Annotated in this window: 23 protein-coding genes and 1 pseudogene; 9 read left to right on the forward strand and 15 right to left on the reverse strand. The window is 58.6% G+C overall.

Features of this window, described 5'->3' with window-relative positions; genetic code table 11:
- The first annotated feature begins 22 nt into the window (after positions 1–22).
- The 3 genes from AC4ANE_RS03215 (at position 23) to AC4ANE_RS03225 (ending at position 4,389) form a co-directional block, all read left to right on the forward strand.
- Positions 23–1,066, forward strand: a complete 1,044-nt coding sequence (locus tag AC4ANE_RS03215) for a WavE lipopolysaccharide synthesis family protein (RefSeq protein ID WP_002551865.1) — start codon at positions 23–25, stop codon at positions 1,064–1,066.
- 192 nt (positions 1,067–1,258) lie between these two features.
- On the forward strand, positions 1,259–3,538 hold the full coding sequence (locus AC4ANE_RS03220; RefSeq protein WP_031594771.1) for an autotransporter family protein: 2,280 nt from the start codon (positions 1,259–1,261) through the stop codon (positions 3,536–3,538).
- Entirely contained in the window at positions 3,538–4,389 is an 852-nt protein-coding gene (locus AC4ANE_RS03225; protein ID WP_002551867.1) for an alpha/beta hydrolase, read from the forward strand. The genes AC4ANE_RS03220 and AC4ANE_RS03225 overlap by 1 nt, the downstream gene beginning before the upstream one ends.
- Before the next feature lie 92 nt (positions 4,390–4,481).
- On the opposite strand, the gene AC4ANE_RS03230 is transcribed toward AC4ANE_RS03225, so the two are convergent.
- From AC4ANE_RS03230 to exaC, 10 genes are all read right to left on the reverse strand, one after another.
- The gene (locus AC4ANE_RS03230) at positions 4,482–4,724 is read right to left on the reverse strand and encodes a helix-turn-helix domain-containing protein (protein ID WP_002551868.1); all 243 of its coding nucleotides are present in this window, start codon (positions 4,722–4,724) and stop codon (positions 4,482–4,484) included.
- Between the two features lie 407 nt (positions 4,725–5,131).
- Positions 5,132–5,863, reverse strand: a complete 732-nt coding sequence (locus tag AC4ANE_RS03235) for a LexA family transcriptional regulator (protein WP_002551869.1) — start codon at positions 5,861–5,863, stop codon at positions 5,132–5,134.
- A 356-nt stretch (positions 5,864–6,219) separates the two neighbouring features.
- Complete coding sequence (gene ppa, locus AC4ANE_RS03240; RefSeq protein ID WP_002551870.1) at positions 6,220–6,747, reverse strand: inorganic diphosphatase; 528 nt, start codon at positions 6,745–6,747, stop codon at positions 6,220–6,222.
- A gap of 110 nt (positions 6,748–6,857) precedes the next feature.
- Entirely contained in the window at positions 6,858–7,667 is an 810-nt protein-coding gene (locus AC4ANE_RS03245) for a M90 family metallopeptidase (protein WP_002551871.1), read from the reverse strand.
- Positions 7,668–7,670: 3 nt separating this feature from the next.
- On the reverse strand, positions 7,671–8,318 hold the full coding sequence (locus AC4ANE_RS03250) for a DedA family protein (RefSeq protein ID WP_002551872.1): 648 nt from the start codon (positions 8,316–8,318) through the stop codon (positions 7,671–7,673).
- Between the two features lie 190 nt (positions 8,319–8,508).
- Positions 8,509–8,967, reverse strand: coding sequence for a GNAT family N-acetyltransferase (locus AC4ANE_RS03255; RefSeq protein ID WP_002551873.1), 459 nt, complete (start codon positions 8,965–8,967; stop codon positions 8,509–8,511).
- 83 nt (positions 8,968–9,050) lie between these two features.
- Positions 9,051–9,914, reverse strand: coding sequence for an ethanolamine ammonia-lyase subunit EutC (gene eutC, locus AC4ANE_RS03260; RefSeq protein ID WP_010212896.1), 864 nt, complete (start codon positions 9,912–9,914; stop codon positions 9,051–9,053).
- Positions 9,911–11,305 carry an ethanolamine ammonia-lyase subunit EutB gene (locus AC4ANE_RS03265; RefSeq protein ID WP_002551875.1) on the reverse strand — a complete coding sequence of 465 codons (1,395 nt, stop codon included), beginning with the start codon at positions 11,303–11,305 and terminating at the stop codon, positions 9,911–9,913. The genes eutC and AC4ANE_RS03265 overlap by 4 nt, the downstream gene beginning before the upstream one ends.
- Before the next feature lie 1,182 nt (positions 11,306–12,487).
- A protein-coding gene (locus tag AC4ANE_RS03270; protein WP_095077641.1) for an IS3 family transposase occupies positions 12,488–13,839 on the reverse strand; the annotation gives its coding sequence in 2 pieces (ribosomal slippage) (positions 12,488–13,380 and positions 13,380–13,839; 1,353 coding nt in all).
- A 90-nt stretch (positions 13,840–13,929) separates the two neighbouring features.
- Positions 13,930–15,450: an acetaldehyde dehydrogenase ExaC gene (gene exaC / locus AC4ANE_RS03275; RefSeq protein ID WP_002555554.1), complete on the reverse strand. Its 1,521-nt coding sequence runs from the start codon at positions 15,448–15,450 to the stop codon at positions 13,930–13,932.
- Positions 15,451–15,675: 225 nt separating this feature from the next.
- Between exaC and mpl the strand changes: the two genes are divergently transcribed.
- Genes mpl through AC4ANE_RS03290 form a run of 3 tightly spaced genes read left to right on the forward strand, consistent with a single transcriptional unit; the run spans position 15,676 to position 17,928 of the window.
- Complete coding sequence (gene mpl / locus AC4ANE_RS03280; RefSeq protein WP_460408696.1) at positions 15,676–17,025, forward strand: UDP-N-acetylmuramate:L-alanyl-gamma-D-glutamyl-meso-diaminopimelate ligase; 1,350 nt, start codon at positions 15,676–15,678, stop codon at positions 17,023–17,025.
- On the forward strand, positions 17,022–17,651 hold the full coding sequence (gene ubiX, locus AC4ANE_RS03285; protein ID WP_002555552.1) for a flavin prenyltransferase UbiX: 630 nt from the start codon (positions 17,022–17,024) through the stop codon (positions 17,649–17,651). Before mpl ends, ubiX begins: the two co-directional genes overlap by 4 nt.
- Complete coding sequence (locus AC4ANE_RS03290; protein WP_002555551.1) at positions 17,644–17,928, forward strand: YceK/YidQ family lipoprotein; 285 nt, start codon at positions 17,644–17,646, stop codon at positions 17,926–17,928. Before ubiX ends, AC4ANE_RS03290 begins: the two co-directional genes overlap by 8 nt.
- Positions 17,929–18,071: 143 nt before the next feature.
- Here the strand turns inward: AC4ANE_RS03290 and AC4ANE_RS03295 are convergent.
- From AC4ANE_RS03295 to AC4ANE_RS03305, 3 genes and pseudogenes are all read right to left on the reverse strand, one after another.
- Positions 18,072–18,709, reverse strand: a pseudogene (locus AC4ANE_RS03295) (NAD(P)H-binding protein).
- A 28-nt stretch (positions 18,710–18,737) separates the two neighbouring features.
- Positions 18,738–20,465 carry a C13 family peptidase gene (locus AC4ANE_RS03300; protein ID WP_460408698.1) on the reverse strand — a complete coding sequence of 576 codons (1,728 nt, stop codon included), beginning with the start codon at positions 20,463–20,465 and terminating at the stop codon, positions 18,738–18,740.
- A 140-nt stretch (positions 20,466–20,605) separates the two neighbouring features.
- On the reverse strand, positions 20,606–21,061 hold the full coding sequence (locus AC4ANE_RS03305) for a MaoC family dehydratase (protein ID WP_002555548.1): 456 nt from the start codon (positions 21,059–21,061) through the stop codon (positions 20,606–20,608).
- A gap of 205 nt (positions 21,062–21,266) precedes the next feature.
- Here AC4ANE_RS03305 and AC4ANE_RS03310 point away from each other — a divergent pair, with 205 nt between their 5' ends.
- Genes AC4ANE_RS03310 through AC4ANE_RS03320 form a run of 3 tightly spaced genes read left to right on the forward strand, consistent with a single transcriptional unit; the run spans position 21,267 to position 22,946 of the window.
- A complete protein-coding gene (locus AC4ANE_RS03310; RefSeq protein ID WP_002555547.1) occupies positions 21,267–21,629 on the forward strand; it encodes a CidA/LrgA family protein in 363 nt (120 codons plus the stop codon).
- Complete coding sequence (locus AC4ANE_RS03315) at positions 21,626–22,342, forward strand: LrgB family protein (protein ID WP_002555546.1); 717 nt, start codon at positions 21,626–21,628, stop codon at positions 22,340–22,342. Before AC4ANE_RS03310 ends, AC4ANE_RS03315 begins: the two co-directional genes overlap by 4 nt.
- A gap of 13 nt (positions 22,343–22,355) precedes the next feature.
- Positions 22,356–22,946, forward strand: coding sequence for an LON peptidase substrate-binding domain-containing protein (locus AC4ANE_RS03320; RefSeq protein ID WP_002555545.1), 591 nt, complete (start codon positions 22,356–22,358; stop codon positions 22,944–22,946).
- Between the two features lie 41 nt (positions 22,947–22,987).
- Here AC4ANE_RS03320 and AC4ANE_RS03325 read toward each other — a convergent pair whose 3' ends face one another.
- Complete coding sequence (locus AC4ANE_RS03325; protein ID WP_460408699.1) at positions 22,988–23,554, reverse strand: DUF4136 domain-containing protein; 567 nt, start codon at positions 23,552–23,554, stop codon at positions 22,988–22,990.
- Between the two features lie 18 nt (positions 23,555–23,572).
- Positions 23,573–24,211, reverse strand: coding sequence for a DUF4136 domain-containing protein (locus tag AC4ANE_RS03330; RefSeq protein WP_002555543.1), 639 nt, complete (start codon positions 24,209–24,211; stop codon positions 23,573–23,575).
- Positions 24,212–24,226: the final 15 nt, after the last annotated feature.

The raw sequence follows: 24,226 nt of genomic DNA on the forward strand, positions 1-24,226 counted from the left end.
TTCCTCATTAAAGGTTAAGAACATGCCTCATCTTGTGGCCGTTGATTCCAGAAAAATCAGCGTGGTTATCCAGGGACCTCTTTATCGCAACCTGAGCCCCCAGCGGAATATCTTCGCCTGTATCGCATCGGTCAGGACACACCTGCCACATGCCGAAGTTATCGTCTCTACCTGGTGTCATGAAGATACTTCTGCGGTTGAAGCGGATCAGCTCATCATGTCGGATGATCCGGGTGCCTTCGTCGACGATGCCGGTAATCAGATCAACATCAATCGCATGCTGCGATCGACGTTGTGCGGTATTCAGGCCGCCTCAAGACCGTATGTCATGAAGACGCGCGCCGACCACAACCTGACCAGCCCTGCACTGGCTGTCATAGGCCAGCCAGATGATGCCAACCCTGGCGAAACGCGCTTGTTCGAGACGCCCATTACCACCACGACGCTCTACATTCGTGACCCTGAACGGTTACCGATGTTGTTCCACATATCGGACCTTGTTCAGTTCGGCACACGCGATGCGATGCTCGCCATGTGGGAGCAACCACTGTTTGAAAGGCGCGCGCTTTTCAATGACAAGCCGTCTCGCAACCCGTTTGGCAACTTCATTGGCTACACGTCTGCGCGCATGGTGACCGAGCAGGCGCTGATGCTGGGTGTCATGCGCAGGAAGGGCATTGACGCCCGGCTTGGACGTCCCTGCGAGGTAGGGCTGAGCAATCTGAAGTTATGGGACAACGTCTTGAGGCGCAACTTCAGAGTCCTGAATCACTCCGAGGCTGGCGTAGACTTCCCGGAACGCTTTCTAACCAGCCGCCGCGTATTGAGCACACTCTACAAAGCTTCTGCGATAGAGCAATTGCGGGGTATTGATCCGAAGCGCTACAGGCTGAGAATCGCGCGCATCTGGCTCAATCAGTACCTGCTGACCTGCCTGCGCCCCGGCTGGTGGGTGTCCTTTGCGACCATCGTATTGTTCAGCAGTTCGCCGACCTTTGCCAAGCGCGTTCGCTCGTACTGGCGCACGCTCAGGAAGGTAGCGCATGCAGAGTCATATCGGATCTAGTCATCCCGACCCTGAGCACTTGCTCGACTTTAGCGAAGTGCGATTGCGCCGATAATAGTTGATGTTATTTCAAGTCGGTTACTTTATTCTCGCCGCGCTCTTCTGTGTGGCCAATGGCCACTTTTCGCTGCGACAGGTTCTCGACAAGCATGGCAGCGCCCCCAACATAAGGAATGAATCTTGAACTCTGTGATGTTTCGCAAGACCCTTCTCGCCATGGCTGTGGCTGCAACTGCCGTTCCGGCTTTTGCTGAAACAGTCCAACTGACCAACGCTGGCTACAAAAGCGAGCGTCAGACCCATACCGGCAATCTTGAGATCAACGGTGCCTATTCGGGGAGTGCGGTTAAAGATGCGATTCAGCTAAGTGGTTCGACCGTTGAAAAGAACCTTATCCTCAACGGGAACATCAGTGGCTCCGGCACCTTTGCTAGTGGTGAAGGAGCCAAAGGCATCAGCCTGGAGGGCGGTAGGATCAACGGCAACGTCATCAACCACGGTCTGGTTGAAGTTTCCGGTCAAGGCGCGACGGCCCTGGACGTCGCCACGAGCCTGAAATTCTTCGAAAACCATGGCAGCCTCTCCGCTAGCGGCGCGGGGTCTCAAGGTCTTCGAATCGACGGGGCCACTATGATAGGCAATAGTGCGGACATAACCAACACCGGGACGATCCGCGGCGAGAGCGCTGCTATCGTGATGGGCACTACTAAATTCTCTATGATCGGCGCTCAGCCTTGGTACATCGAACGGGGCGACTTCAATATCTATAACGAAGGTTCGATCATTTCCGCTGACAGGGCTATCGACGCTTCTGGAAGCAATCGTCCGATCGAGCTGATCCTGAGAAAGGGCAGCGTCGTTGTCGGTAACCTGATCGACGTAAGCAATATCGAGCTGGAGGGGGATACTTCCTTCACAGGTACTGACAGCCGTAAAGATGGCTACAACATTCGCCTCAAGAGCGGCGGATCGGTTTATGTTGGTGGCACCTCCGACAGTCCTACTACCATGACTTTCGAGTCCGCACACAGCAGCATTGGCGGCGATCTGTATGTCGACGGCAATTCGGCACTCGGCCTGAATCTGAGTAAGGCCACTGATACTAAAACCGCGGTGCTGAAAGTTACCGGCACTACTCAGTTCGAACCGGGAGCGCAAGTAAAGCTCGCGGCCAAGGGTGACGACTTCAATGCCAACGGCACTGCTTACACGCTCATCGAATCAGGCAAGATCGAACTGCTGACCAAGGATGGGCGCGCGGTCGACCCTGCTGGCAAACTGGATGTAGTCAGTACCTCGGCGCTACTTAAAATCGACAGCTATACCGTTGACGGCAAAGACGTTGTAGCTGTGGTCACCGCCAAGGGCAAGGAAGAGGTCGCTCAGGTAGTTGCCAACAACGGCGGCTCAGTTAATGAACAGACCACACTGGTCAACCTGACCGGCGACAGCATCATCAGCAAGCTGAACGACAGCGATGCGTTCAAACAGCTTTTGCTGAACGCTGACGGAGGGCAGCTTGCCAAGCTGGCCTCGCAGCTGTCGCCGGAGGTCAACGGCGGGGCCAGAAGCGCCGCTACTACCAGCCAGGGTCTGATCAGCAACGTAACGGGCAGCCGCACCAGCTCGATACGCGGCGCGTCTTCTGGCGAAGGTTTCAAGAATGCCGGGGTTTGGGTCCAGTCGCTCTACAGCGATGCCACTCAAGGCCAGCGTGACGGAATTGCTGGCTATAACGCGTACAGCAGCGGAGTCGCGGTGGGCGCTGACGGCAAGCTCAACGACAACCTGACGCTGGGGTTGGCGTACAGCTTCATCAATACCGACGTGAATGGCAAAAGTGGCAACAAGACCGAAGTCGATAGCCATGCATTCACGCTGTACAGCGGCTTCGAACAAGGCAATTACTTTGTCGATACAAGCCTGACTTACGGCCTCAACGACAACCAGGGCAAACGCAGCATTGCAGGTACGCGTGCCAAGGCAGATTACGACAGTGACCTGCTGGGCCTGAATCTGGTGGGTGGCTACACCTATCACGTCAACCCGCAAGTATTGGTCGAACCACGCCTGGCGGCGCGTTACAGCCAAGTGAACATCGACGGCTATCGTGAGAAAGGCTCGTCGACTGCGTTAAAGGTTGAAGACCAGCGTTATGAAACCATTGAGCTGGGCGCAGGCATGCGCGTGGCTGGCAGCTTCCTCTTGGGCGCCGGAACACTGGAGCCACAAGCCAAACTGATGGCCTACCACGACTTCGCCGCCGACGAAGCGCAGAGCACGTCCACCTTTTTGCTCGGCAGTACACCGTTTGTAACCAGCGGTGCCAAGGCTGTGCGTGACAGTTACGAAGCGGGTGTGGGTGCCGATTACAAACTGGGTGCCGTCACACTGGGCGTCAACTATGACTACATCGGTAAATCAGGCTTCGATGCCGATGTGTTCTCTGCAAAAGTGCGTTACGACTTTTGATGTGGAGTTACCGCCTCGGTCGAAAACGCTTGGGCGGTACCCTTGCAGTCGTGATGGCGCTGCTGTTGAGCGGAGCCATCGCCGGTTGTCAGTCTCCGCGCGCTGATCTACAGCAATTGGCCAACCAGCATGGCCGACAGATGCAGATTCTGTCGGCACAGCCCTTTCCACTTGCGGCGCTGTTACCGCCAGAGACCTTCAGAGCGAACCGTCTGCGGGTCTATCTGGAAGGCGACGGTCATGCCTGGGCCACCGCCACTCAACCCAGTCTCGACCCGAGCCCACGTAAGCTCCTCGTGCCGCAGCTGGCAGTCAACGACCCGACGCCCAGCGCCTATCTGGCACGACCTTGCCAATTCATCACGGCCCCGGCTTGCAACGCTGCCCTCTGGACCAATCGCCGTTTCTCCCAGGCAGTGGTCACCAGCCTCAGCAGTGCGCTGGACCATATGAAACAACGTTACGGTAATAACGAGTTCGAGCTGATTGGTTATTCAGGCGGCGCAACCCTCGCGTTGCTACTGGCTGGACAACGAAACGACATCACCCGGATCCAGACCATCGCTGGCAATCTGGCCCCGAATCAGTGGACAGCACTAAAAGGACTTTCGCCTCTCAATGGATCGTTGGACCCACTCGATTACATTCAGCGCCTGGCATTGATACCTCAGCGTCACTTGTCGGGCACGCGTGACGAAATGATCCCGACTGAACTTGCAAAGGGTTACAGCAGGCAACTGGGCAACGGTGCGTGCAGCCAACTGATTGTCGTCTCGGGGCCGAGTCACGAAGACGGTTGGGAACAGGTCTGGAAGCTGTGGAGAGGGCGGGGCGTAGATGTGTGTCCGTGATCGTCCTATATCTGACCAAAACGCACTGCATTGAATCGCTATGAGTCGTTTTTCACGCAAGCGCTCATCCAGCAAAGCTTCGCGATTGTCGATTACAGGCGAGCCATAGAGTCCAGCTTGCTGAGCAGCGCATACGGGTCAGTCCCGATCCCCCGACAGACATCCATGAACTCAATGACATCGAGCCTGCGCTCGGCGTTCTCCGTCTTTGAGACAAATGACTGCGGCCGCCCTAGCCTGACGGCCAATTCTTTTTGCGTCATACCGGCTGCGCTGCGCGCTTCCAGCAAAAGATCAAGCAACGCTTGGTAGCGGGCGTTATGGATGGTTTTCACGTGGCAAACCCTCTAATAGTCCGGTTACCTGAATAAACCTGACTTGGGATTATCCTAAAGTGGGTTTCGACCGGGACAACCAGCAAAGTACTGTCAACGGCTGATTTGGCGGGAAGCTTCTCAAGTAGATGATATCCACTGCCCAGCCGCGAGAAGAACGCGGGAGGCATTAAAAAGCCGGCTTGTGGCCGGCTTCTCGTAGGCGGTTCCGATCTATTTTTGATAGACCGCAATCGCCTTCAACAGATGCGCCTCTTGAAGAAGCGCGAATAGGCAACAGGGCAAACGGATCACATGCCCCATTCAAACACCGCATCGCATGACTGCGTCAGGTGCTCTGGATGGCGCACAGAATACTGAAATTCTCCGCCAATGCCCAGCCCGAATGCCTTTCAACCCCAAACGCCTCACAACAGCAGCATCGCATTGCGCCGACTGTTGAGTGTCGACCACCAGAATATCCAGCCCAGAATCCGTATTTTCTCCCGGTCGATGTCTTCGGCACTGAACAGTTCGTCCGGGTATTCGGCGTCGTTATGGCTGCGCAGGCGCAGACCGCCATTGGGCATGCGGTAGAGGTAGCGCACGCGCAGGATGCCGCCGTGCTCGAGGGCGTAGATTTCGCCGTCGATGACCTGGGTCAGTTCGCGGTCGACGCCGAGAATCGAGCCGTCCTGGATCTTGTCGGCCATGCTGTTGCCGACCATGGCGACACACATGCAGTTTTTTGGGTCGATGCCCATGGTTTGCAGAACTTGCACGGGCAGGCGGATTTTTTGCCCAGGGGCTTCGGAAAGGACGGTTTTGCCGACGCCATGAGTGGATTCAACCTCCGTGTAGATCTGAATTTCCACATCGCCGCGCAGGACGTTTCTGGTCTGCTGGATGACCATGCGTGTGTCTTCACCAGTGTTTTCATTGGCCGATTCATTGGGATGTTTGGGCCCGTCGCCCGTGCGCAGCCAGCGTGCGTTTACGGTTAACAGTTCAGCCACCTCATCGATCCGCGCCATGGGCACGCCACGCTTGAACCAGTTATTGACGTGTTGCGGCGTGATTTTGCGGTTGGCCGCAAAGTCAGTCGCTGTGAGATGGCACTCCCGAAGGAGGATGCGGAGTCGATCGCCTGATGTATTCATAGGGCGAAGTCTACGGACGTCGCTTGGGCGTTTAAATGAACGAGGTGTTGAGATCGACGTTATCCCAAGGGGGTGGCGGCTATTCGGACTACGGATGGAATGAACATCGTGTAGGCAGATTCCGTAATAGCGCTTTTTTGGCTAAACGACTTATCGGGCGTTTACCCTTGCTATACGGGAGTTAACGAACTGTTTATCGAGCGCCTAAAAGTCGAACGCATTTTTAAACGTGTGCGCTGCAAAAAAATGGATAGGTGTGTTTCAAGGAACGGTATTAGCGGGGAGCAGCGGCAGGGAAGGGGTCAAGCGTGTTTCAGGGCACGTGTGTGGCGTGCCCTGAAACGCCAGATCAGTGATCAGCCTTTGAACGCTGCAACCGATTTGGTGATCTCGGCGCGGGCAGCGTCAGCATTGCCCCAACCTTCGATTTTTACCCATTTGCCTTTTTCGAGATCCTTGTAGTTCTCGAAGAAGTGCTTGATCTGTTCAAGCAGCAGGGCTGGCAGGTCGGTGTACTCTTTGACGTCGACATACAGCTGGGACAGCTTGTCGTGTGGCACTGCGATAACCTTGGCATCGCCACCGCCGTCGTCAGTCATGTGCAGAATGCCGACCGGGCGGGCACGGATGACCGAACCTGGGGACACCGGGTAAGGCGTCACCACCAGCACGTCCAGCGGGTCGCCGTCGTCAGCCAGCGTGTTAGGGATGAAACCGTAGTTGGCCGGGTAGAACATCGGGGTGGCCATGAAACGGTCAACGAACAGGCAATCGGTTTCTTTGTCGATTTCGTACTTGATCGGCGCATGGTTGGCCGGGATTTCGATCGCGACGTAGATGTCGTTCGGAAGGTCTTTGCCTGCCGGAATCTTGCTGTAGCTCATTGGGCATTGCCCCCATAGTTGACCAGACAGATTTTGGCGCGAACCGCCAAAAAGTGGTCCGGATTATAGGCATATTCTGTTTTGGTTGCCACGCATGGCCTTGGCGGCTGTCAGTTGTCCCGGTAAGCCGGGTCCTGCTGACGCAGCAGGTTCAGTCTGGCGAGAGTGTCTTGCCGGTAAAACGCCTTCAGTTGTTCGTAGACTGCCGGGTAACTGTCGTGCAGCAGGTCGGGTGCGCTGAAGAAGTATTCGCTGGTCACGGCGAAAAACTCGGCAGGGTCTTCTGCGGCATAGGGATCGATGGCGGGCTCGGCGTCGGGGTTGTGGTCCAGTTGCCGGTTGAGATCATCGAACGCGCTTTGCATGACGCGAGCCCATTCGGTCACCTGCATATCGCTGTGCAGCGGCGGCAGCCCATTGGCGTCGCCGTTGAGCATGTCGAGCTTGTGCGCCAGTTCATGGATCACCAGGTTGTAGCCATCCCAGTCGCCGCTGCTCAACACGCCCGGCCAGGCCAGAATCACCGGGCCCTGCAGCCAGGCTTCGCCGCTGTGTTCGCCATCCCACTCGTGCTCCACGCCACTGGCATCGCGATGGCGCTGCGGGCTGACGAAGTCGTCGGGGTACAGCACGATCTCGTGAAAGCCCTGATACCAGTTCAGTTCGCCCAGATTCAGCAGAGGCAGTTGCGCCTGGGCGGCGAGAAACAATCGCTGCTCGTCATCCAGATCAACGCCCGGCAGTGCACTGAGGTGTTTGTCATTTAGAAACAGTACGCAGGCGTCACGCAATTGCGCATGCTGCCCGCTGCTCAGCCCATCGAGGATCGGCAGACGTCCACGCACCTTCTGCCACAGCTCGTCAGCAACCGGGTGTCTGGCGAGCGTGCGCTGCCTGCGCCAGTTGCTGAACGACCACATGATTCAGCGTGCGTCTGCCGGAGGCGCGCTACGGCTGCGAACCACACCAATGATCATCGGCACCAGCGACAGCAGGATGATTGCCAGCACCAGCAAGGTCAGGTTGTGCTTGATGAACGGCACGTTGCCGAAGAAGAAGCCCAGTGTCACCAGGCTGCCGACCCACAGCACTGAGCCCAATACGCTGAAACCCACGAAGCGCGGATAGGACATTTTGCCCACACCGGCCACGAATGGAGCGAACGTGCGGATGATCGGCAGGAAACGCGCGAGTGTTACGGTTTTGCCGCCGTGGCGCTCATAGAAGTCCTGGGTGCGCAGCAGGTAGTCGCGGCGGAAGATGCGCGATTTGGGGTTGCTGAACAGTTTTTCGCCCGCAGTGCGGCCAATGACGTAGTTGGTACTGTCGCCCAGAATCGCCGCCAGCATCAGCAGCCCGGCCAGCAGGACCGGGTCCATGCCGCCGCCGGCAGCCACGGCTCCGGCGATGAACAGCAGCGAGTCGCCTGGCAGGAAGGGCATGATCACCAGCCCGGTTTCGCAGAAAATCACCAGAAACAGAATCGCGTAGACCCACGTACCGTAGTTGGTCACCAACAGGTCAAGGTAGACGTCGAGATGCAGAATAAGGTCAAGCGGGTTGAAATCCATTAAGGCACCTGAGGCGAGAACCCTGTACGGGGTCGCATGCGGAAGAAACGACTGTTCAGTATGCGCGGCATTATAGGAGCAGAATGCGCAGAAGGGGTTTGGGAATAAACGCTGGGTTTTTGATGTGTGACGACTGGAGCGGTATGTTGCGCTGACGCGGCTTTGCTGCCGCGTGCTGGCGAGGGGGTGATCAGTCCTGGTTGATGGGCAGCACGTAGTTTTTGAACTGCGTGTCTTCCTTGAAACCGATGGACTCATAGACTTTTTGCGCCACCTCGTTATTGCTGCTGGTCGACACGCGCAGTCGCACCGCATGTGTTTCCTTGGCCATCTTCTTCGCCTGTTTCATCAAGTGATCGGCGACCAGTTGGCGGCGCGCGTCCTCGGCAACATAGATGTCGTTGAGAATCCATACCCGCTTGAGCGACAGCGATGAGTAGCTGGGATACAGCTGGCAGAAGCCCAGCAGTCTGCTCTCGTCATCCTTGGCCAGCGCCAGATAGATCACTGACTCGTCACGACGCAGACGTTTTTCGAGAAAGTCCCGTGAGGAGTCCGGGAACGGTGACTCACCGTAGAACTCGCGGTATTTGATGAACAATGGGCAGAGCAGGTCCAGGTGTTCGAGAGTCGCTTTGATGATCCGCATGGTTGGCCTCAACTTCCCTATGGGCTGATGCAGTGCGCCGGGATGATTACGCGATCCTGCCCGGCGACTTTAGAAAGCACAATCTAATGTGGTGCGGCCGGGCCGTCGAGCAGGAAATTGCCGATCGGCTTGCCTGAATGCTCGGCAGATCCGTCTGACTCAAGGGTCTGCAGTTGCGCTTCGTCTTTAAGATTGACCCCCGAGATCTGCCGCCTGCAGGCCTCGCGCATCAGGTACAGCAGCCGATGGGCTGCCATGCCATAGCTCAAGCCCTCCAGGCGCACGTTGGAAATACAGTTGCGGTGCGCATCATTCAGCCCGACCTTCGGCGCGTAGGTGAAATACAGCCCCAGACTGTCCGGTGAGCTTAGGCCCGGGCGCTCGCCGATAAGGATAACCACCATTTTCGCGCCGAGCAGTTCACCCACCTCGTCAGCCACGGCGACGCGGCCCTGCTCGACCATTATCACTGGCGACAGGGACCAGCCTTCGGCGTTTGCCTGCTCTTCAAGGCGAATGAGAAAAGGCACGGCATGTCGATGCACGGCCAGGGCTGACAGACCGTCGGCGACCACTACCGCCAGATCGAGGCCGCCCGGATGAGCCGCCGCGTACTCGCGCAGTGCCTGCGCAGACTCTTCATTCAGGCGTCGGCCCAGGTCCGGGCGTTGCAGGTAGCTGTCGCGGTCGGCAGCAGCGCTGTGCAGCAAAATGGTTTCACGACCTTTCTCGGTCAGTTGCGCGCTGATCGCGGCATGATCGAAGGCCAGATGCACGGCATCGCGCGCCTGGGCATGCGCCGCTTGAAAGTCGAGCTGCGCGGAGGTGGGCAGGCTGGTGCCGGTTCGCCCCAGCGCGATGCGTGCGGAGGTCAGGCGGCGTAGCTCCAGCCAGGGATTGGCTGGTGCGGCGTTGTCTTGTATTTCGTTCATTGGCTGATCACTCATGCGAGGTGCGCCAGTGCCTGGCGGAACGCAGGCGGCAGGCTGTCACCGAAGCGGACGCGGCCGTCGGTCTGGGTAAAGATGCCCATTTTCTCCAGCCAGGCCTCGTATTCCGGTGCGGGACGCAGGCCCAGGCTTTGCCGGGCATACAGCGCATCGTGGAACGAGGTGGTTTGATAATTGAGCATGATGTCGTCCGAGCCGGGGATGCCCATGATGAAGTTGATCCCGGCAACTCCCAGCAGCGTCAGCAGGGTATCCATGTCGTCCTGATCGGCTTCTGCGTGGTTGGTGTAGCAGATGTCACAGCCCATCGGCACACCCAGCAGCTTGCCGCAGAAGTGATCCTCCAGACCGGCACGGATGATCTGCTTGCCGTTGTAGAGGTACTCGGGGCCGATGAAACCGACCACGGTGTTGACCAGAAACGGATTGAAATGCCGGGCGACGGCATAGGCTCGGGTTTCGCAGGTCTGCTGGTCGACGCCGTGATGTGCGTTGGCCGACAGCGCGCTGCCTTGCCCGGTCTCGAAATACATCAGGTTTTTTCCGAGGGTGCCGCGGTTCAGGCTCAGGCCCGCTTCGTAGCCTTCCTGTAACAGCTTGAGACTGATGCCGAAGCTTGCGTTGGCGGCCTCGGTGCCGGTGATCGACTGGAACACCAGGTCCACCGGTACGCCACGGTTTATCACTTCGATGGACGTAGTGACATGGGTCAGCACGCAGGATTGGGTCGGGATTTCATAGCGCTGGACGATGGCGTCGAGCATTTCCAGCAAGGCGACGATGGACGAGGTGCTGTCGGTTGCCGGGTTGATACCGATCATGGCATCGCCATTGCCGTACAGCAGGCCGTCGAGCACGCTGGCGGCAATGCCGGACGGGTCGTCGGTGGGATGATTGGGTTGCAGGCGTGTCGACAGCCGCCCGCGCAGGCCCATGGTGTTACGAAAGCGCGTCACCACCCGGATCTTCTGTGCCACCAGAACCAGGTCCTGCACGCGCATGATTTTCGACACGGCAGCGGCCATTTCCGGTGTCAGGCCGGGAGCCAAGGCGCGCAGGCTGGTTTCATCGGCCTGCTCGCTGAGCAGCCAGTCACGAAAGCCGCCGACCGTCAGATGGCTGACCGGGGCAAACGCCAGTTTGTCGTGGGTGTCGATGATCAGCCGGGTGACTTCGTCCTGTTCGTACGGGATCAGGGCTTCTTCAAGAAAGTGCTTGAGCGGAATATTCGCCAGCGTCATTTGCGCTGCAACGCGCTCGCCGTCGCTTTGCGCCGCAACCTCGGCCAGATAATCACCGGAGCGCGCGGGGCTGGCCTTGGCCATGACTTCTTTGAGGCTGTCGAAGCGGTACGTCTGCGCACCGACAGAATGGGAAAAGCTCGCCATACAGATTCTCCATGACGCCGCGCTGCTTGCGTCGGACGTAGTCTTTCGGGTGAACCGGTGACGTCCCGGTTCAAACGACTGAGGGAAGCGATGCAAGCAATTAATACTCCATCCCGGCCGGGAGTGCGAGTTTGCAACCATGAACAGAGGATTCAGAGCAAAGATGCATCACGCCAAGGCAGTATGCCAAGGCGCCATGCACAGGGTTGGTGCGCGATGCTTTTTGAGATGACTATTGTGCTGACACCGCGCATTTGAGATCGGACGCAGAGCGTCCAGAAAGGCATTCCCACGCGGAGCATGGGAACGATGAACATCCTGAGGCGACTATCGTGCCGATGCTCCGCGTCGGCATGCAGTTCGTGACGCTCTGCGTCACAAGCTCGTGCTGACACCGCGTATTTGAGATCGGACGCAGAGCGTCCAGAAAGGCATTCCCATGCGGAGCATGGGAACGATGAACATTTTGAGACGACTATCGTGCCGATGCTCCGCGTCGGCATGCAGTTCGTGACGCTCTGCGTCACAAGCTCGTGCTGCCAGCGCGCATTCAGGATTGGACGCAGAGCGTCCAGAAAGGCATTCCCACGCGGAGCATGGGAACGATGAGCATTTTGAGACGACTATCGTGCCGATGCTCCGCGTCGGCATGCAGTTCGTGACGCTTTGCGTCACAAGCTCGTGCTGCCAGCGCGCATTCAGGATTGGACGCAGAGCGTCCAGAAAGGCATTCCCACGCGGAGCATGGGAACGATGAACATTTTGAGACGACTATCGTGCCGATGCTCCGCGTCGGCATGCAGTTCGTGACGCCCTGCGTCACAAGCTCGTGCTGACACCGCGCATTTGAGATCGGACGCAGAGCGTCCAGAAAGGCATTCCCACGCGGAGCATGGGAACGATGAACATTTTTAGACGACTATCGTGCCGATGCTCCGCGTCGGCATGCAGTTCGTGACGCTCTGCGTCACAAGCTCGTACTGACCCCGCGCATTCAGGATCGGACGCGGAGCGTCCAGAACGGCGTTACCACGCTGGAGCGTGGTAACGATGAACATCCTGAGGCGACTATCGTGCCGATGCTCCGCGTCGGCATGCAGTTCGTGACGCCCTGCGTCACAAGCTCGTGCTGCCAGCGCGCATTCAGGATTGGATGAACTGCCCCCCAAAAGTTGGACGGTTTTAGCTTGCCGCCTGAGCCCTGTATTTTACGGGGCTTTGGCCGTTGAGCTTCAGCTTGATGCGGTCATGGTTGTAGTAGTGGATGTACTCATCCAGACCTGCTTTCAACTCATCGATGCTTTCAAACTGTTTCAGGTAGAAAAACTCGGATTTCAGTGTACCGAAAAAGCTTTCCATTGCCGCATTGTCCAGGCAGTTGCCCTTACGGGACATGCTTTGTTTGACGCCTCGTACCGATAGCTTATGGCGATACTGCGCGTGTTGATACTGCCAGCCCTGGTCCGAGTGCATCACAAGCTTCGGCTCGTCCTGCAACTGCTGAAGCGCCTTGTCCAGCATGCTGGTGACCAGCTCAAAGCTCGGCCTTGTCGACACTTCATACGCCACGATTTCACCGTTGTACAAGTCCATCACGGGTGAGAGATACAGCTTTCGATTGCCTACCTTGAACTCAGTCACATCGGTCACCCACTTCTGGTTCGGGCGTTGCGCGCTGAAATTGCGCTCCAGCAAATTCGGCGCAATGGTTCCGATTACGCCCTTATAGGAGCGGTATTTTTTGGGGCGCACCACTGATCGCAGGCCCAGTTCTGCCATCAGTCGTTCTACAACCTTCTTGTTGACCAAAATACCTGCAGTGCGAATGACCGCCGTGATACGCCGAGCGCCATAAAGGCCTTTCTCCTCGTGGTAAATGCTTTCGACTAACTGTTTCAAAGCAGCATAGGGATCGGGTCTGGATTGCACCTGAACCTGATAGTAAAACGTGCTGCGTGCCAAGCCCGCCAGCCTCAGCAGAGCGCAAAGCGGGAACCGGCCCCTCAGTTGCTTGATGCTCAGGGCTTTTTCGGTTGCCGTCGTTTCTGCTCCTTCAGCTCTTCCAACTTTTTTAGGTAAGCGTTCTCCATGCGCAGATATTCAAGCTCGCTCATCAACTGGTCGCGCGTCTTCTGCGTATCGTCGGCGGTTACTGGTTTGGCGGGATAAGGCTTCTTTGGCATGGCGACAGGCTTTCTTCTGGCAGGAACATACGGGGCTGTACCGCTACTGTAATGCCGCTTTTCCCAAATGACTATTTGGCCGGGATCCCCGATACCAAAATGCGCAGCGGCCTGACGGAGCGATAGCTTGTGTTCACGCCTGTGCTCAAGCACTGAGCGCTTGAAAGCTTCGCTGTATCGAAGACCAGGCTTGCGATGGCCGGTGTGACCATGACTCTTGTAGTTAGCGACCCAGCGTCGAAGCAGGCTGAAATCGATCGAGAACTGGCGGGCTACCATACGAAAGCCCATGTTGTCTTCAAGATACGCTTTGACGACAGTGAGCTTGAACTGCTCTGAATACTTACCCATTTGAACACCCCCGTGAGGTCGGATTGGTGTCCAACTTCTTGGGGGCAGTTCAGCTGGAGCGTGGTAACGATCGTCGGACAATCAACTGGCCTAGAAAAAACCCAACGGGTTGGTGTCGTAGCTCACCAGCAGGTTTTTGGTCTGTTGATAGTGCTCAAGCGCGATTTTGTGGGTTTCGCGGCCGACGCCGGACTTCTTGTAGCCACCGAATGCGGCGTGGGCCGGGTACAGGTGGTAGCAGTTGGTCCAGACTCGCCCGGCCTTGATCGCCCGGCCCACGCGGTAGGCGCGGTTGATGTCGCGGGTCCACAAGCCTGCGCCCAGACCGAACTCGGTGTCGTTGGCGATGGCCACAGCTTCTGCTTCGTCCTTGAAGGTGGTGACGCTGACCACCGGGCCGAAGATTTCTTCCTGGAACACACGCATCTTGTTGTTGCCTTTGAGCAGCGTCGGCTGGATGTAGTAGCCAGTGGACAGGCTGCCCTCAAGCTTCTCGACCTTGCCGCCGGTCAGCAGCTCGGCGCCTTCGCCCTTGGCGATGTCCAGATACGAAAGAATCTTGTCGAATTGTTGCTCGGATGCCTGAGCGCCGACCATGGTGTCGGTGTCCAGCGGGTCGCCGCGCTTGATCTTCTCGACCTTGCGCATCACCGCTTCCATGAACTGCGGATAGATCGACTCCTGCACCAGCGCGCGGGACGGGCAGGTGCAGACTTCGCCCTGATTGAAGAACGCCAGCACCAGGCCTTCGGCGGCCTTGTCGATGAACTCCGGCTCGGCGCTCATGATGTCTTCGAAGAAGATGTTCGGCGACTTGCCGCCCAGTTCCACGGTGGACGGGATGATGTTGTCCGCCGCCAGTTTCATGATGTGCGAGCCGACCGGTGTCGAGCCGGTAAAGGCGATTTTGGCGATGCGTTTGCTGCTGGCCAGCGCTTCACCCGCTTCGCGGCCATAACCCTGCACGATGTTCAGCACGCCGGGAGGCAGCAGGTCGCCGATCAGTTCGATCAGCACGCTGATGCCCAGCGGCGTCTGCTCGGCAGGTTTGAGCACGATGCAATTACCGGCAGCCAGCGCAGGGGCGAGTTTCCAGGCGGCCATCAGGAGCGGGAAGTTCCACGGGATGATCTGCCCGACCACGCCCAGCGGCTCATGAATGTGATAGGCCACGGTATTGCCGTCGATTTCGGCGGCGCTGCCTTCCTGCGCACGCAGCACGCCGGCGAAGTAGCGGAAATGGTCGGCGGCCAGCGGAATATCGGCGTTGAGGGTTTCGCGGATTGCCTTGCCGTTATCCCAGGTTTCGGTGATGGCCAGGACTTCCAGATTGGCTTCGATGCGATCGGCAATCTTCAGCAGGACCAGCGAGCGTGCCTGCACCGAGGTCGAGCCCCAGGCCGCAGCGGCAGCGTGCGCAGCGTCGAGGGCCTTGTCGATGTCTTCGGCGGTGGAGCGCGGAAACTCTGCAATGGCCTTGCCGGTGACCGGCGAGGTGTTGGTGAAATACTGGCCTTTCACCGGTGCGACGAACTCGCCGCCGATATAGTTACCGTAGCGTTCCTTGAAATTGACGATAGCGCCTTCGGTACCGGGATGAGCGTAACGCATGATATGTCTCCTGGTTCTTGTTGTGAGGGAGTCTGTGTCGATTCTGCTTTCGGGCATATGGCAATAAGCGTTCAAGAATAGGCCAATTGCATCCGGCCGTGGTTAGGACTTTAGGCTTATCTGCCGGTCATTGAAATGGCCTGTGCAGGCAATGCAGCGGACAAACTCAGGGTGCCATTTCACCGTCCCTACGTTAACCTGCGCAGATGTTCTGAGAGGTTGGTCATGCATATTCATATCCTTGGTATCTGCGGCACGTTCATGGGTTCTCTGGCGGTGCTCGCCAAAGAGTCGGGGCACCGGGTCACCGGCTCCGACGCCAACGTCTATCCGCCGATGAGCACCCAACTGCAAGCCCAGGGCATCGAGCTGACCCAGGGTTACGATTCTGCGCAACTGGACCCCGCACCTGATCTGGTTGTGATCGGCAATGCGCTGTCGCGTGGCAACCCGGCGGTTGAATATGTCCTGAATAAAGGTTTGCCGTATGTGTCCGGCCCGCAATGGCTGGCCGACCATGTGCTGCAAGACCGCTGGGTATTGGCGGTGGCCGGTACGCACGGCAAGACCACCAGCAGCAGCATGCTGGCCTGGGTGCTGGAACATGCCGGCATGAGCCCCGGCTTCCTGATCGGTGGCATCCCGCAGAACTTCGCCGTGTCGGCGCGTCTGGGTGACACACCGTTCTTCGTAGTCGAGGCCGATGAATACGACAGTGCGTTTTTCGACAAGCGCTCCAAGTTCGTTCATTACCGCCCGCGCACTGCGATCCTCAATAACCTTGAGTTCGATCATGCCGACATCTTCCCGGATCTGCCCGCTATCGAACGCCAGTTTCACCATCTGGTGCGTACCATTCCGAGTGAAGGCCTGGTGATCCATCCGACCACCGAGCCTGCGTTGTCGCGGGTCATCGAAATGGGATGCTGGACGCCGGTGCAAACCACTGGCGAAGGCGGTCAGTGGCAGGCTCGACTGTTGAGTGAAGACGGTTCGCGTTTTGAAGTGTTGTTCGAAGGCCAGCTTCAAGGTTGCGTCGAGTGGGACATGACCGGTCAGCACAACGTGGCCAATGCCCTGGCAACGCTGGCGGCTGCTCGCCACGTGGGCGTTGTGCCTTCGCTGGGCGTGCAGGCACTCAGCGCCTTCAAGAGCGTCAAGCGGCGCATGGAAAAGGTCGCCGAAGTGCGCGGCATCACTATTTATGATGACTTCGCTCACCACCCGACGGCCATTGCCACCACGCTGGATGGCCTGCGCAAGAAAATCGGTGATGCGCCGATCATTGCCGTCATCGAACCGCGTTCCAATTCCATGAAGCTTGGCGCGCACCGCGATGGTCTGCCGGAAAGCGTGAGTCAGGCAGATCAGGTGGTCTGGTATGCCCCGCCCAATCTTGGCTGGGACCTGGCGGCTACGGTCGCAGGAGGCAGCGTACCCTCGACGGTATGTGATTCGCTTGAAGCAATCATCGCGCGAGTCCATAGCCAGGCGCGGCCCGGCACGCATATCGTCATCATGAGCAACGGCGGCTTTGGCGGCCTGCACGGCAAACTGGCCGAGGCGCTGAAATGAGCGGTCCGGAGCGCGTTACGGTTGCGATGACCGGCGCTTCTGGCGCGCAATATGGCCTGCGCTTGCTGGATTGTCTGGTGCGTGAGGACCGGGAGGTGCACTTCCTGATTTCCAAGGCCGCGCAGTTGGTAATGGCCACCGAGACCGACGTACGCCTGCCACCCAAACCGATGATGATGCAGGCGTTTCTGACGGAATACACCGGCGCGTCTGCCGGGCAGATTCGCGTTTATGGTCGTGACGACTGGATGTCGCCAGTGGCGTCAGGTTCTGGTTCGCCCAGCGCAATGGTGGTGGTGCCATGCTCCACCGGTTCGCTGTCGGCAATTGCTACCGGGGCCTGCAACAATTTGATCGAACGCGCTGCCGACGTCACGCTCAAGGAGCGTCGCCAGTTGATTCTGGTGCCCCGCGAGGCTCCGTTTTCCAGTATTCATCTGGAGAACATGCTCAAGCTGTCGAACATGGGTGCGGTGATTCTGCCCGCATCTCCGGGCTTTTATCATCAGCCGCAGACCATCGACGACCTGGTGGACTTTGTCGTCGCGCGGATTCTCAATCTGCTGAATATTCCTCAGGACATGCTGCCGCGTTGGGGCGAGCACCACATTGGCGGCGATGAATAAGCTGATATTGATATCACTTGCGCTGGCACTGACCGGCTGCGCCACCGCGCGCACGCTCGATGCGGCCAAACCCGGCGCGCCGGTGGTGTATGCAGGCACGCGGTTGAATATGTATGCGCTGCAGGGTGGTTGCTGTGCGGCTGACCGTTTCGGTGCCGAAGCACCGAGCTATCCGGGCCTGGACCTGCCGGGCAGCGCGCTGCTCGACACCTTGTTGCTGCCGCTGTCATTGCTGACGGCAGCGGGACTAGGGGTTCAGGCTACGGGCGGGCTTTAGGGTTACCGGTGCAACACCTGCGCTATCAGGTAATGCTCCCTTGGGTGACGCAGAGCGTCACGAATTGCATTCCCACGCGGAGCATGGGAACGATCATGCGATGGGCTAGGAAACGATCATCGTCCGGCCGCAGCGACCGTCATCTACTTGCCCAGCTTGCGCAGTTCATCCGACTCGACGATACGCTCGCCATTCTGCTCTTCCAGCGCCAGGCGCCACATGGCGCGGGCCAGCTGGCAGGCTTCGATAGCGCCATACTTACCGGGGATCAGTTTGGCGATGGGGGCTGCCAGTTGCTCGACCCAGCGGGTTTCGGTGCGGCTGCCTACCAGCAATGAAGGGCGGGCGATGGTCAGTTGCGGCCAGTCCTGCGCGCGCAATGCCTGTTCCGTCTCGCCTTTGATACGGTTGTAGAAGGTGCTGGACTTGGGGTCTGCACCAATCGCACTGATTACCAGCAAGTGGCGCGCGCCCAGCTCACGCGCTCGTTTGGCGAACGCTGTAGGTCCAGATCAACCGCCTTGAACGCATCCTGTGAGCCCGCTTGCTTGATCGTGGTGCCCAGGCAGCAGAACGCGATATCCACACGGCCAGCCAATGTTGGCAGCAGAGTGGTCAGCTCGCCGACCGGGTTTTCAAGGTGCGGGTGTTCTGCCAAGGGCCTGCGCGTTGGTGCCAGCACGCGGCTGACTGTCGGTTCGTTGAGCAGGCGGTCAAGCAAGTGCTCGCCCGTCAGGCCGGTGGCCCCTGCAAGCAGGATGTGTTGCGGCGTCAGATACATAACTGTTCTCCCTTCATACACTGATAGCCTAGTGGCTAGTCGAGGTCTTCGCTTCCGTGCGGTTCAACGCCGTATTCAAAGCGCGTTCGGCCTGGCTTTTGCGCAACTGCTGCCAGCGCGCCAGAACTCCTTTCGGTGCCCATATCTGCGGTTCGGAGGCGTCGAAATTGTCTTCGCTCTCTCGTTGGGCAACATAGGCTTTTGCTTCGTTGAAAGCGTGTTGCAGGTCATCGGTTTCGACCAGTGCCCTGGCGAATAGTGCATCGCCAAAGTAAGTGAAATCAGCCTCTTCCGAGCAGCCGAACGACACCCGGTCGGCGCGTGAGGCGGTCATGATCAACGTGCGTTCATCTTTCAGGTCTGGAATGAAACCACCGGAATAACAGGCCGAAATCACCACGATCTTGTCACGATTCTTTAGTGGCGCAAGGGCCGCGGCGAGGGCATCGGCGGGCAGGTCGGCCAGCGACAGACGCGGCTGGTCCAGCACCAGCTCATGGTCCTGGGTGCCGTGGCTGGTCAGGTAAATGAAGATCAGGTCTTCCGGGCCGGTACGTTGCGCGAGTGTCTGGGCTGCGCGGGAGATGGTCTCGCGGGTTGCCATTGGCCGGTCATCCATGTGGTCGCGATGATTGACCAGACTGACCTGCCCGACGGCTCCAAAACGCGACTTCAGCAGGTTGCTGACATAGTCTGCCTCGCGCATGAACACGCTCTGCTTGCCGTCGCCGCCCACGACCAGAGTGTAAAGCTCGGTGGCGGGCGTTGACGCAGGGACTGCGGCCAGCGCTTTTTCCAGCAGGGTGCCTTGTACCAGCAGCCCTGCTTCAAGTGCGTCGGGCAGCAGTTTGCCTTTGGCGTCGCGCACCCGTTGGCCATTGGCCCAGATACCGCGCTGCTCCTTGCCGTCCGGGGAGATCAGCACGCCATCGCCCTGATAGGTGTCATCGGCGAACTGGCCGACATAGCGGCTGCCGTCGGCCAGTTGCAGCTGGCCTTGCCCCATGAAGCGCCAGTTGTCGAAGTCGCCTTGATAACGGCTGCCGTCAGCACCGATCAATTCGCCTTTGCCGGTCAGCGCGCCTTCCTTGAAATCACCGCTCCAGACGTCGCCGTCGCTATTTTCATAGCGACCTTTGCCGTCGAGCTGGCTGTTGCGAAAGTTGCCGACGTATTGATCGCCATCAGCGCTGGTGAAGCTGCCGGTGCCCTGCAATTGACCGTCGACAAAATTACCGCTGTATTGATTGCCGCTGGCGTCACTGCGCGAACCTTCGCCGTTGGCCTTGCCATTGGCGAACATGCCCTGGTGCTGGCTGCCGTCTTCAAGCTCCAGACGTCCGGGGCCGTCGTACAGGCCTGCCTTGAACTGACCGCGATAAAGCGCGCCCTTGTCTTTCTGAGTGCCTTCGCCGTCGCGCAGCCCGAGCTTGAAGTTACCGACATAACTCGCGCCATTGCGAGTCGTTAATCTGCCCTGACCGTTGAACAGGCCTTGCTCGAAACCACCCTTGTAGACGTCGCCGTTGCTGGCGTGCCATTCACCCTGGCCTTGGCGCAGGCCGTTTTCGAACTGGCCTGAGTACCAGCTGCCGTTGGGGTAGTCGATACGGCCCTGGCCCTGCAATACGCCGTTGACCAGATCGCCGCGATAGCGCCCGCCGTCGGAGAGGCGGCCGTCGGGCGGCAAAATTGATTCGCCATCACCGCAGCCTGCGATCAAGAGTGTCAAAGCCAATGGAGCGAGCGCGCGCATGTGAGATCCCGGAAGAATGATTCAGGGGCGGGCCCGGCTCTGCTTGAGCAGATGTTATGGGGCACGACCGCAGGGGAGTATGCCGCAGCGAGTAAGCGGGATGAAACAGTCTGTTACGACTGTTTCATGTTTTAAACGTGTTACACGAAACACAGGGTTAAAGGTTCGGCCACAAAAGCGGGTTTTTCCTGACCTTCGATCTCCAGCGTGGCGATTGCCTTGAGCAGCCATTGACCGGGTTTTTTCTCGGTCACTTCAGTCAACTGGACCTTGAGACGCACGCGAGAGTTGACCAGCACAGGCTGAACGAAGCGCACGCTGTCCATCCCGTAGTTGACCGCCATCTTCAAGCCTTCGGGCAGCACCATGATGCCCTCCATCAGCTTGGGGATCAGTGATAACGACAGGAAACCATGCGCAATAGTCGCGCCGAACGGGGTCTGCGCCGCTTTGACCGGGTCGACATGAATGAACTGGAAATCCCCTGTGGCTTCGGCGAACAGGTTGATGCGCTCCTGGTCGATGGTCAGCCAGTCTGAACATTCTGCATCCTTGCCAATGTAATGCTTGAGCTCTGTGACGGGTACAGAAGGCATGCCGCTCTCCTTGTCTGATGTGGTTTTGTGTCGAGGTGCCACCGCCCGCATCAGCTAACGCCTGCGGGCGAATCACAAGATCAGCAGAGTGTTGCCGGTTGGTCAAGCAACTGCCTCAATACGAATACCCGCTCATGACCTGCAACGCAGCGTGTTTATAATGACGCCGATAATTTGCTGGATTCGTTTATTTGCCGGGGTCCTCATGTTGTTACGGGGTTTGACATGGCTGGTGCTGTTCCAATTGTTGGGAACCGCGCTGAACCATCTGTTTCTATCGATATTGCCGGGGCCGATCATCGGTCTTGTGCTGTTGATGGCCTATCTGGTGCTGCGCGGTGAAGTGAGCGAGCCGATCAGCATGGCCGCCAGCAGTCTGCTGCGTTATCTGCCGCTGCTGCTGGTACCGCCTGCCGTTGGCGTTATGGTGTATGCGTCGGCCATCGCCAAGGACTTCTGGGCGATCTTCGGTACGCTGACCCTGTCGTTGATGATTTCCGTGACCTTTGTCGGCTGGCTGATGCAGACACTCATCAGGCGCCAGGCCCGACGCCAGGAGGGGTCATGAATATGGACTGGCACGGTGCATGGCTGTCGGTGATTCACCATCCGCTTTTTGGCATCGCGATCACCCTGGGTGCCTATCAACTGGCGATGGCTGTGTACGAGCGAACCCGTTGGCTGTTTCTGCAGCCGGTGCTGGTCTCGATGGTGGTGGTAATCAGTGTTGTGCTGTTCTGCGATCTTGAATACACCGAGTACCGCAAGAGCACTGAAATTCTCAGCACGCTGCTGGGGCCTGCGACCGTGGCGCTGGCGGTGCCGCTTTACCTGAATATGCGCCGAATCCGGCAGCTGTTCTGGCCTGTCTTGACTACGCTGGTAGTCGGCGGGGTTTTTGCCACCGGGTTGTGTGTCGGGTTCGGGGTGCTGTTCGGTGCCGACCATATGATTCTGATGACCATGGCACCCAAGTCGGTCACCTCGCCCATCGCCATGCTGGTTGCCGAGCAGATCGGCGGCGTCGCAGCCCTGGCGGCGGTTTTTGTGTTGATTACTGGCGTATTCGGTGCCATTTTCGGCCCCGGTCTGCTGTCGCTGGCCGGGGTTGATAACCCTGCGGCTCGCGGCATGGCACTGGGTCTTACCGCTCATGCGGTGGGGACTTCCGTGGCATTGCAGGAGGGAGAGGAATCGGGGGCTTTTGCTGCGTTGGCAATGAGTCTGATGGGCGTTGCGACGGCACTGTTCCTGCCGCTGGCAATGTCGCTGGCCATTTAAAGGAGGCTTTTCCATGACGTTGCCATTGTTTCCGTTGAACGCTGTGCTGTTTCCAGGTTGCGTGCTTGATCTGCAGTTGTTTGAAGCGCGCTATCTGGACATGATCGGCCGCTGCATGAAGCAGGGTGAAGGGTTTGGTGTGGTGTGCATCACCGAAGGAAGTGAGGTGGGCACCGTGCCGGGCGGCTACTCGCCGATTGGCTGCGAAGCACTGGTCACGGATTTCCAGCAGCAGGACAACGGCTTGCTGGGCATCCGTGTCGTCGGTGGGCGGCGCTTCCGGGTGGTCGCCGCTGAAGTTCAGCGCGATCAACTGCTGATGGCCGAGGTTGAATGGCTGCAAGAGCCAGTGGAGCGTCCGTTGCAGGAAGAAGACGCCGACCTCGTTGCACTGCTGGAAGCGCTGGCCGAGCACCCGATGGTGGCGTCCTTGAACATGGGCGTGTCGGCCGGTGGGCAGTATTCATTGTCCAACCAGCTTGCCTATCTGCTGCCGTTCACCGAAAAGGACAAGGTGGAGCTTCTGGAAATCGACGACCCCGAAGAACGCCTCGACGCGATTCAGGAGCTACTCGATGAAATGCAGGGCGATCTGCAGGCCTGAGCCTCGATCGCGCTGCTCATTGCGCAACACGTCAGGCGAGGTTAGCGCGGCGGATATTGCTCCAGAATTTTTGCCACCGTGGTGCGGATGGCCTGCTCCCGTTCAGCCGGGTTGCCAGCGTTGTCGTTAAGGATGCGCTCGGTGCTGCCGCGCCAGACCAGTTTGCCGTCCTTACCGTCGAACATATCAATCTGCAAGGTGCCGACCTTGTAGTCCACGCTGCGGGTTTCGGTGTTCATCGGCCCGTTCCAGTAGCCATAACCACCCCAGGGATTCCAGCCCCCGCCATAGTTGGTGCTGACCGTCTGCTGACGGTTTTCGACAATCAGCCAGGCCTGCACTTTCAAATCCGGCCGGGCACCGGCTGTTGCCATGCGCAGACCGCGCTGGTCCAGCTGTTCGCCGATCGATTGGCGAAGACGCTGCTCGGTCAGGTCGCTCTTGAGCCGCGGATCATTGTCAGGCTGATACTGAACGGCGGGCTCCTTCCAGCTCCAGCTGCGATAGCCGCCGAAATCCTGCTGGGCATCGAAGTCGCGATTGATCGAGTTGCTCTGACAGGCCGTCAGCAGCACGGCACAGGTCAGCAGAACGATACGGCGAAACATGGCAGTTCTCCGAAAGGGTTAAGAAGGCGGGTAGGCCGCCAGAGCCTGTTGCACGGCCTGGCGCAACGCACTGCTGCGGTCGGCCAGATTATTGCTGGCGCGCGCATCGGCGCTGGCGCTCCATACCGGCTGGTTGCTGCGCGCGTCGATCAGGTTGATCTGCACCACCATGACCTTTTCCTGATAGGTGCGTACCACCGGCACGCTGGCGTAGCCGCCGTAACCGGGCCGGTAGCCATCGTAGCGGCCATAGCCCATGCCGCCCCCATAGTAGGGATCGTAATCTTCACGCACCTGACGCAGCCGGGTTTCCTGGCGGGTCGTGGCAGTGACGTACAAGTCTGCCGGCTGATTGCCGCGAGCCGGTCGCAAACCACGCTGGTCCAGACCGTTGCTCACGGCTTCGACCACCTGCGCCGAATCCACCCACGCCGTACCGGGCGGCAGCTGGCCGTTTAGCCAGCCCCAGGACCGATAACGCCCATAGTCCCGCGGCGGCGCAGGGTAGGCGCTCATGTCCAGCGTCCTTGCCGCCTGCGCAGGAGCGGGCGGCATGGGCAGAGAGCTGGCGACATACGGGTTGTCGCTCTGGCAGGCGCTGATCCCGAACAGACTGGTCCCCAGCAGCACGGCAAACAAGGCAGAACGGTGTTTCATGGTGGGCTCCGCAGT

The organism is Pseudomonas sp. Pme6b (assembly GCF_058129925.1).

Excerpts from the sequence above, each read along its gene's own strand:
- AC4ANE_RS03215 (WP_002551865.1), top strand. The coding sequence starts at position 23 with ATGCCTCATCTTGTGGCCGTTGATTCCAGAAAAATCAGCGTGGTTATC.
- AC4ANE_RS03220 (WP_031594771.1), top strand. The coding sequence starts at position 1,259 with ATGTTTCGCAAGACCCTTCTCGCCATGGCTGTGGCTGCAACTGCCGTT.
- AC4ANE_RS03225 (WP_002551867.1), top strand. The coding sequence starts at position 3,538 with ATGTGGAGTTACCGCCTCGGTCGAAAACGCTTGGGCGGTACCCTTGCA.
- AC4ANE_RS03235 (WP_002551869.1), bottom strand. The coding sequence starts at position 5,863 with ATGAATACATCAGGCGATCGACTCCGCATCCTCCTTCGGGAGTGCCAT.
- ppa (WP_002551870.1), bottom strand. The coding sequence starts at position 6,747 with ATGAGCTACAGCAAGATTCCGGCAGGCAAAGACCTTCCGAACGACATC.
- AC4ANE_RS03245 (WP_002551871.1), bottom strand. The coding sequence starts at position 7,667 with ATGTGGTCGTTCAGCAACTGGCGCAGGCAGCGCACGCTCGCCAGACAC.
- AC4ANE_RS03250 (WP_002551872.1), bottom strand. The coding sequence starts at position 8,318 with ATGGATTTCAACCCGCTTGACCTTATTCTGCATCTCGACGTCTACCTT.
- AC4ANE_RS03255 (WP_002551873.1), bottom strand. The coding sequence starts at position 8,967 with ATGCGGATCATCAAAGCGACTCTCGAACACCTGGACCTGCTCTGCCCA.
- eutC (WP_010212896.1), bottom strand. The coding sequence starts at position 9,914 with ATGAGTGATCAGCCAATGAACGAAATACAAGACAACGCCGCACCAGCC.
- AC4ANE_RS03265 (WP_002551875.1), bottom strand. The coding sequence starts at position 11,305 with ATGGCGAGCTTTTCCCATTCTGTCGGTGCGCAGACGTACCGCTTCGAC.
- exaC (WP_002555554.1), bottom strand. The coding sequence starts at position 15,450 with ATGCGTTACGCTCATCCCGGTACCGAAGGCGCTATCGTCAATTTCAAG.
- mpl (WP_460408696.1), top strand. The coding sequence starts at position 15,676 with ATGCATATTCATATCCTTGGTATCTGCGGCACGTTCATGGGTTCTCTG.
- ubiX (WP_002555552.1), top strand. The coding sequence starts at position 17,022 with ATGAGCGGTCCGGAGCGCGTTACGGTTGCGATGACCGGCGCTTCTGGC.
- AC4ANE_RS03290 (WP_002555551.1), top strand. The coding sequence starts at position 17,644 with ATGAATAAGCTGATATTGATATCACTTGCGCTGGCACTGACCGGCTGC.
- AC4ANE_RS03300 (WP_460408698.1), bottom strand. The coding sequence starts at position 20,465 with ATGCGCGCGCTCGCTCCATTGGCTTTGACACTCTTGATCGCAGGCTGC.
- AC4ANE_RS03305 (WP_002555548.1), bottom strand. The coding sequence starts at position 21,061 with ATGCCTTCTGTACCCGTCACAGAGCTCAAGCATTACATTGGCAAGGAT.
- AC4ANE_RS03310 (WP_002555547.1), top strand. The coding sequence starts at position 21,267 with ATGTTGTTACGGGGTTTGACATGGCTGGTGCTGTTCCAATTGTTGGGA.
- AC4ANE_RS03315 (WP_002555546.1), top strand. The coding sequence starts at position 21,626 with ATGAATATGGACTGGCACGGTGCATGGCTGTCGGTGATTCACCATCCG.
- AC4ANE_RS03320 (WP_002555545.1), top strand. The coding sequence starts at position 22,356 with ATGACGTTGCCATTGTTTCCGTTGAACGCTGTGCTGTTTCCAGGTTGC.
- AC4ANE_RS03325 (WP_460408699.1), bottom strand. The coding sequence starts at position 23,554 with ATGTTTCGCCGTATCGTTCTGCTGACCTGTGCCGTGCTGCTGACGGCC.
- AC4ANE_RS03330 (WP_002555543.1), bottom strand. The coding sequence starts at position 24,211 with ATGAAACACCGTTCTGCCTTGTTTGCCGTGCTGCTGGGGACCAGTCTG.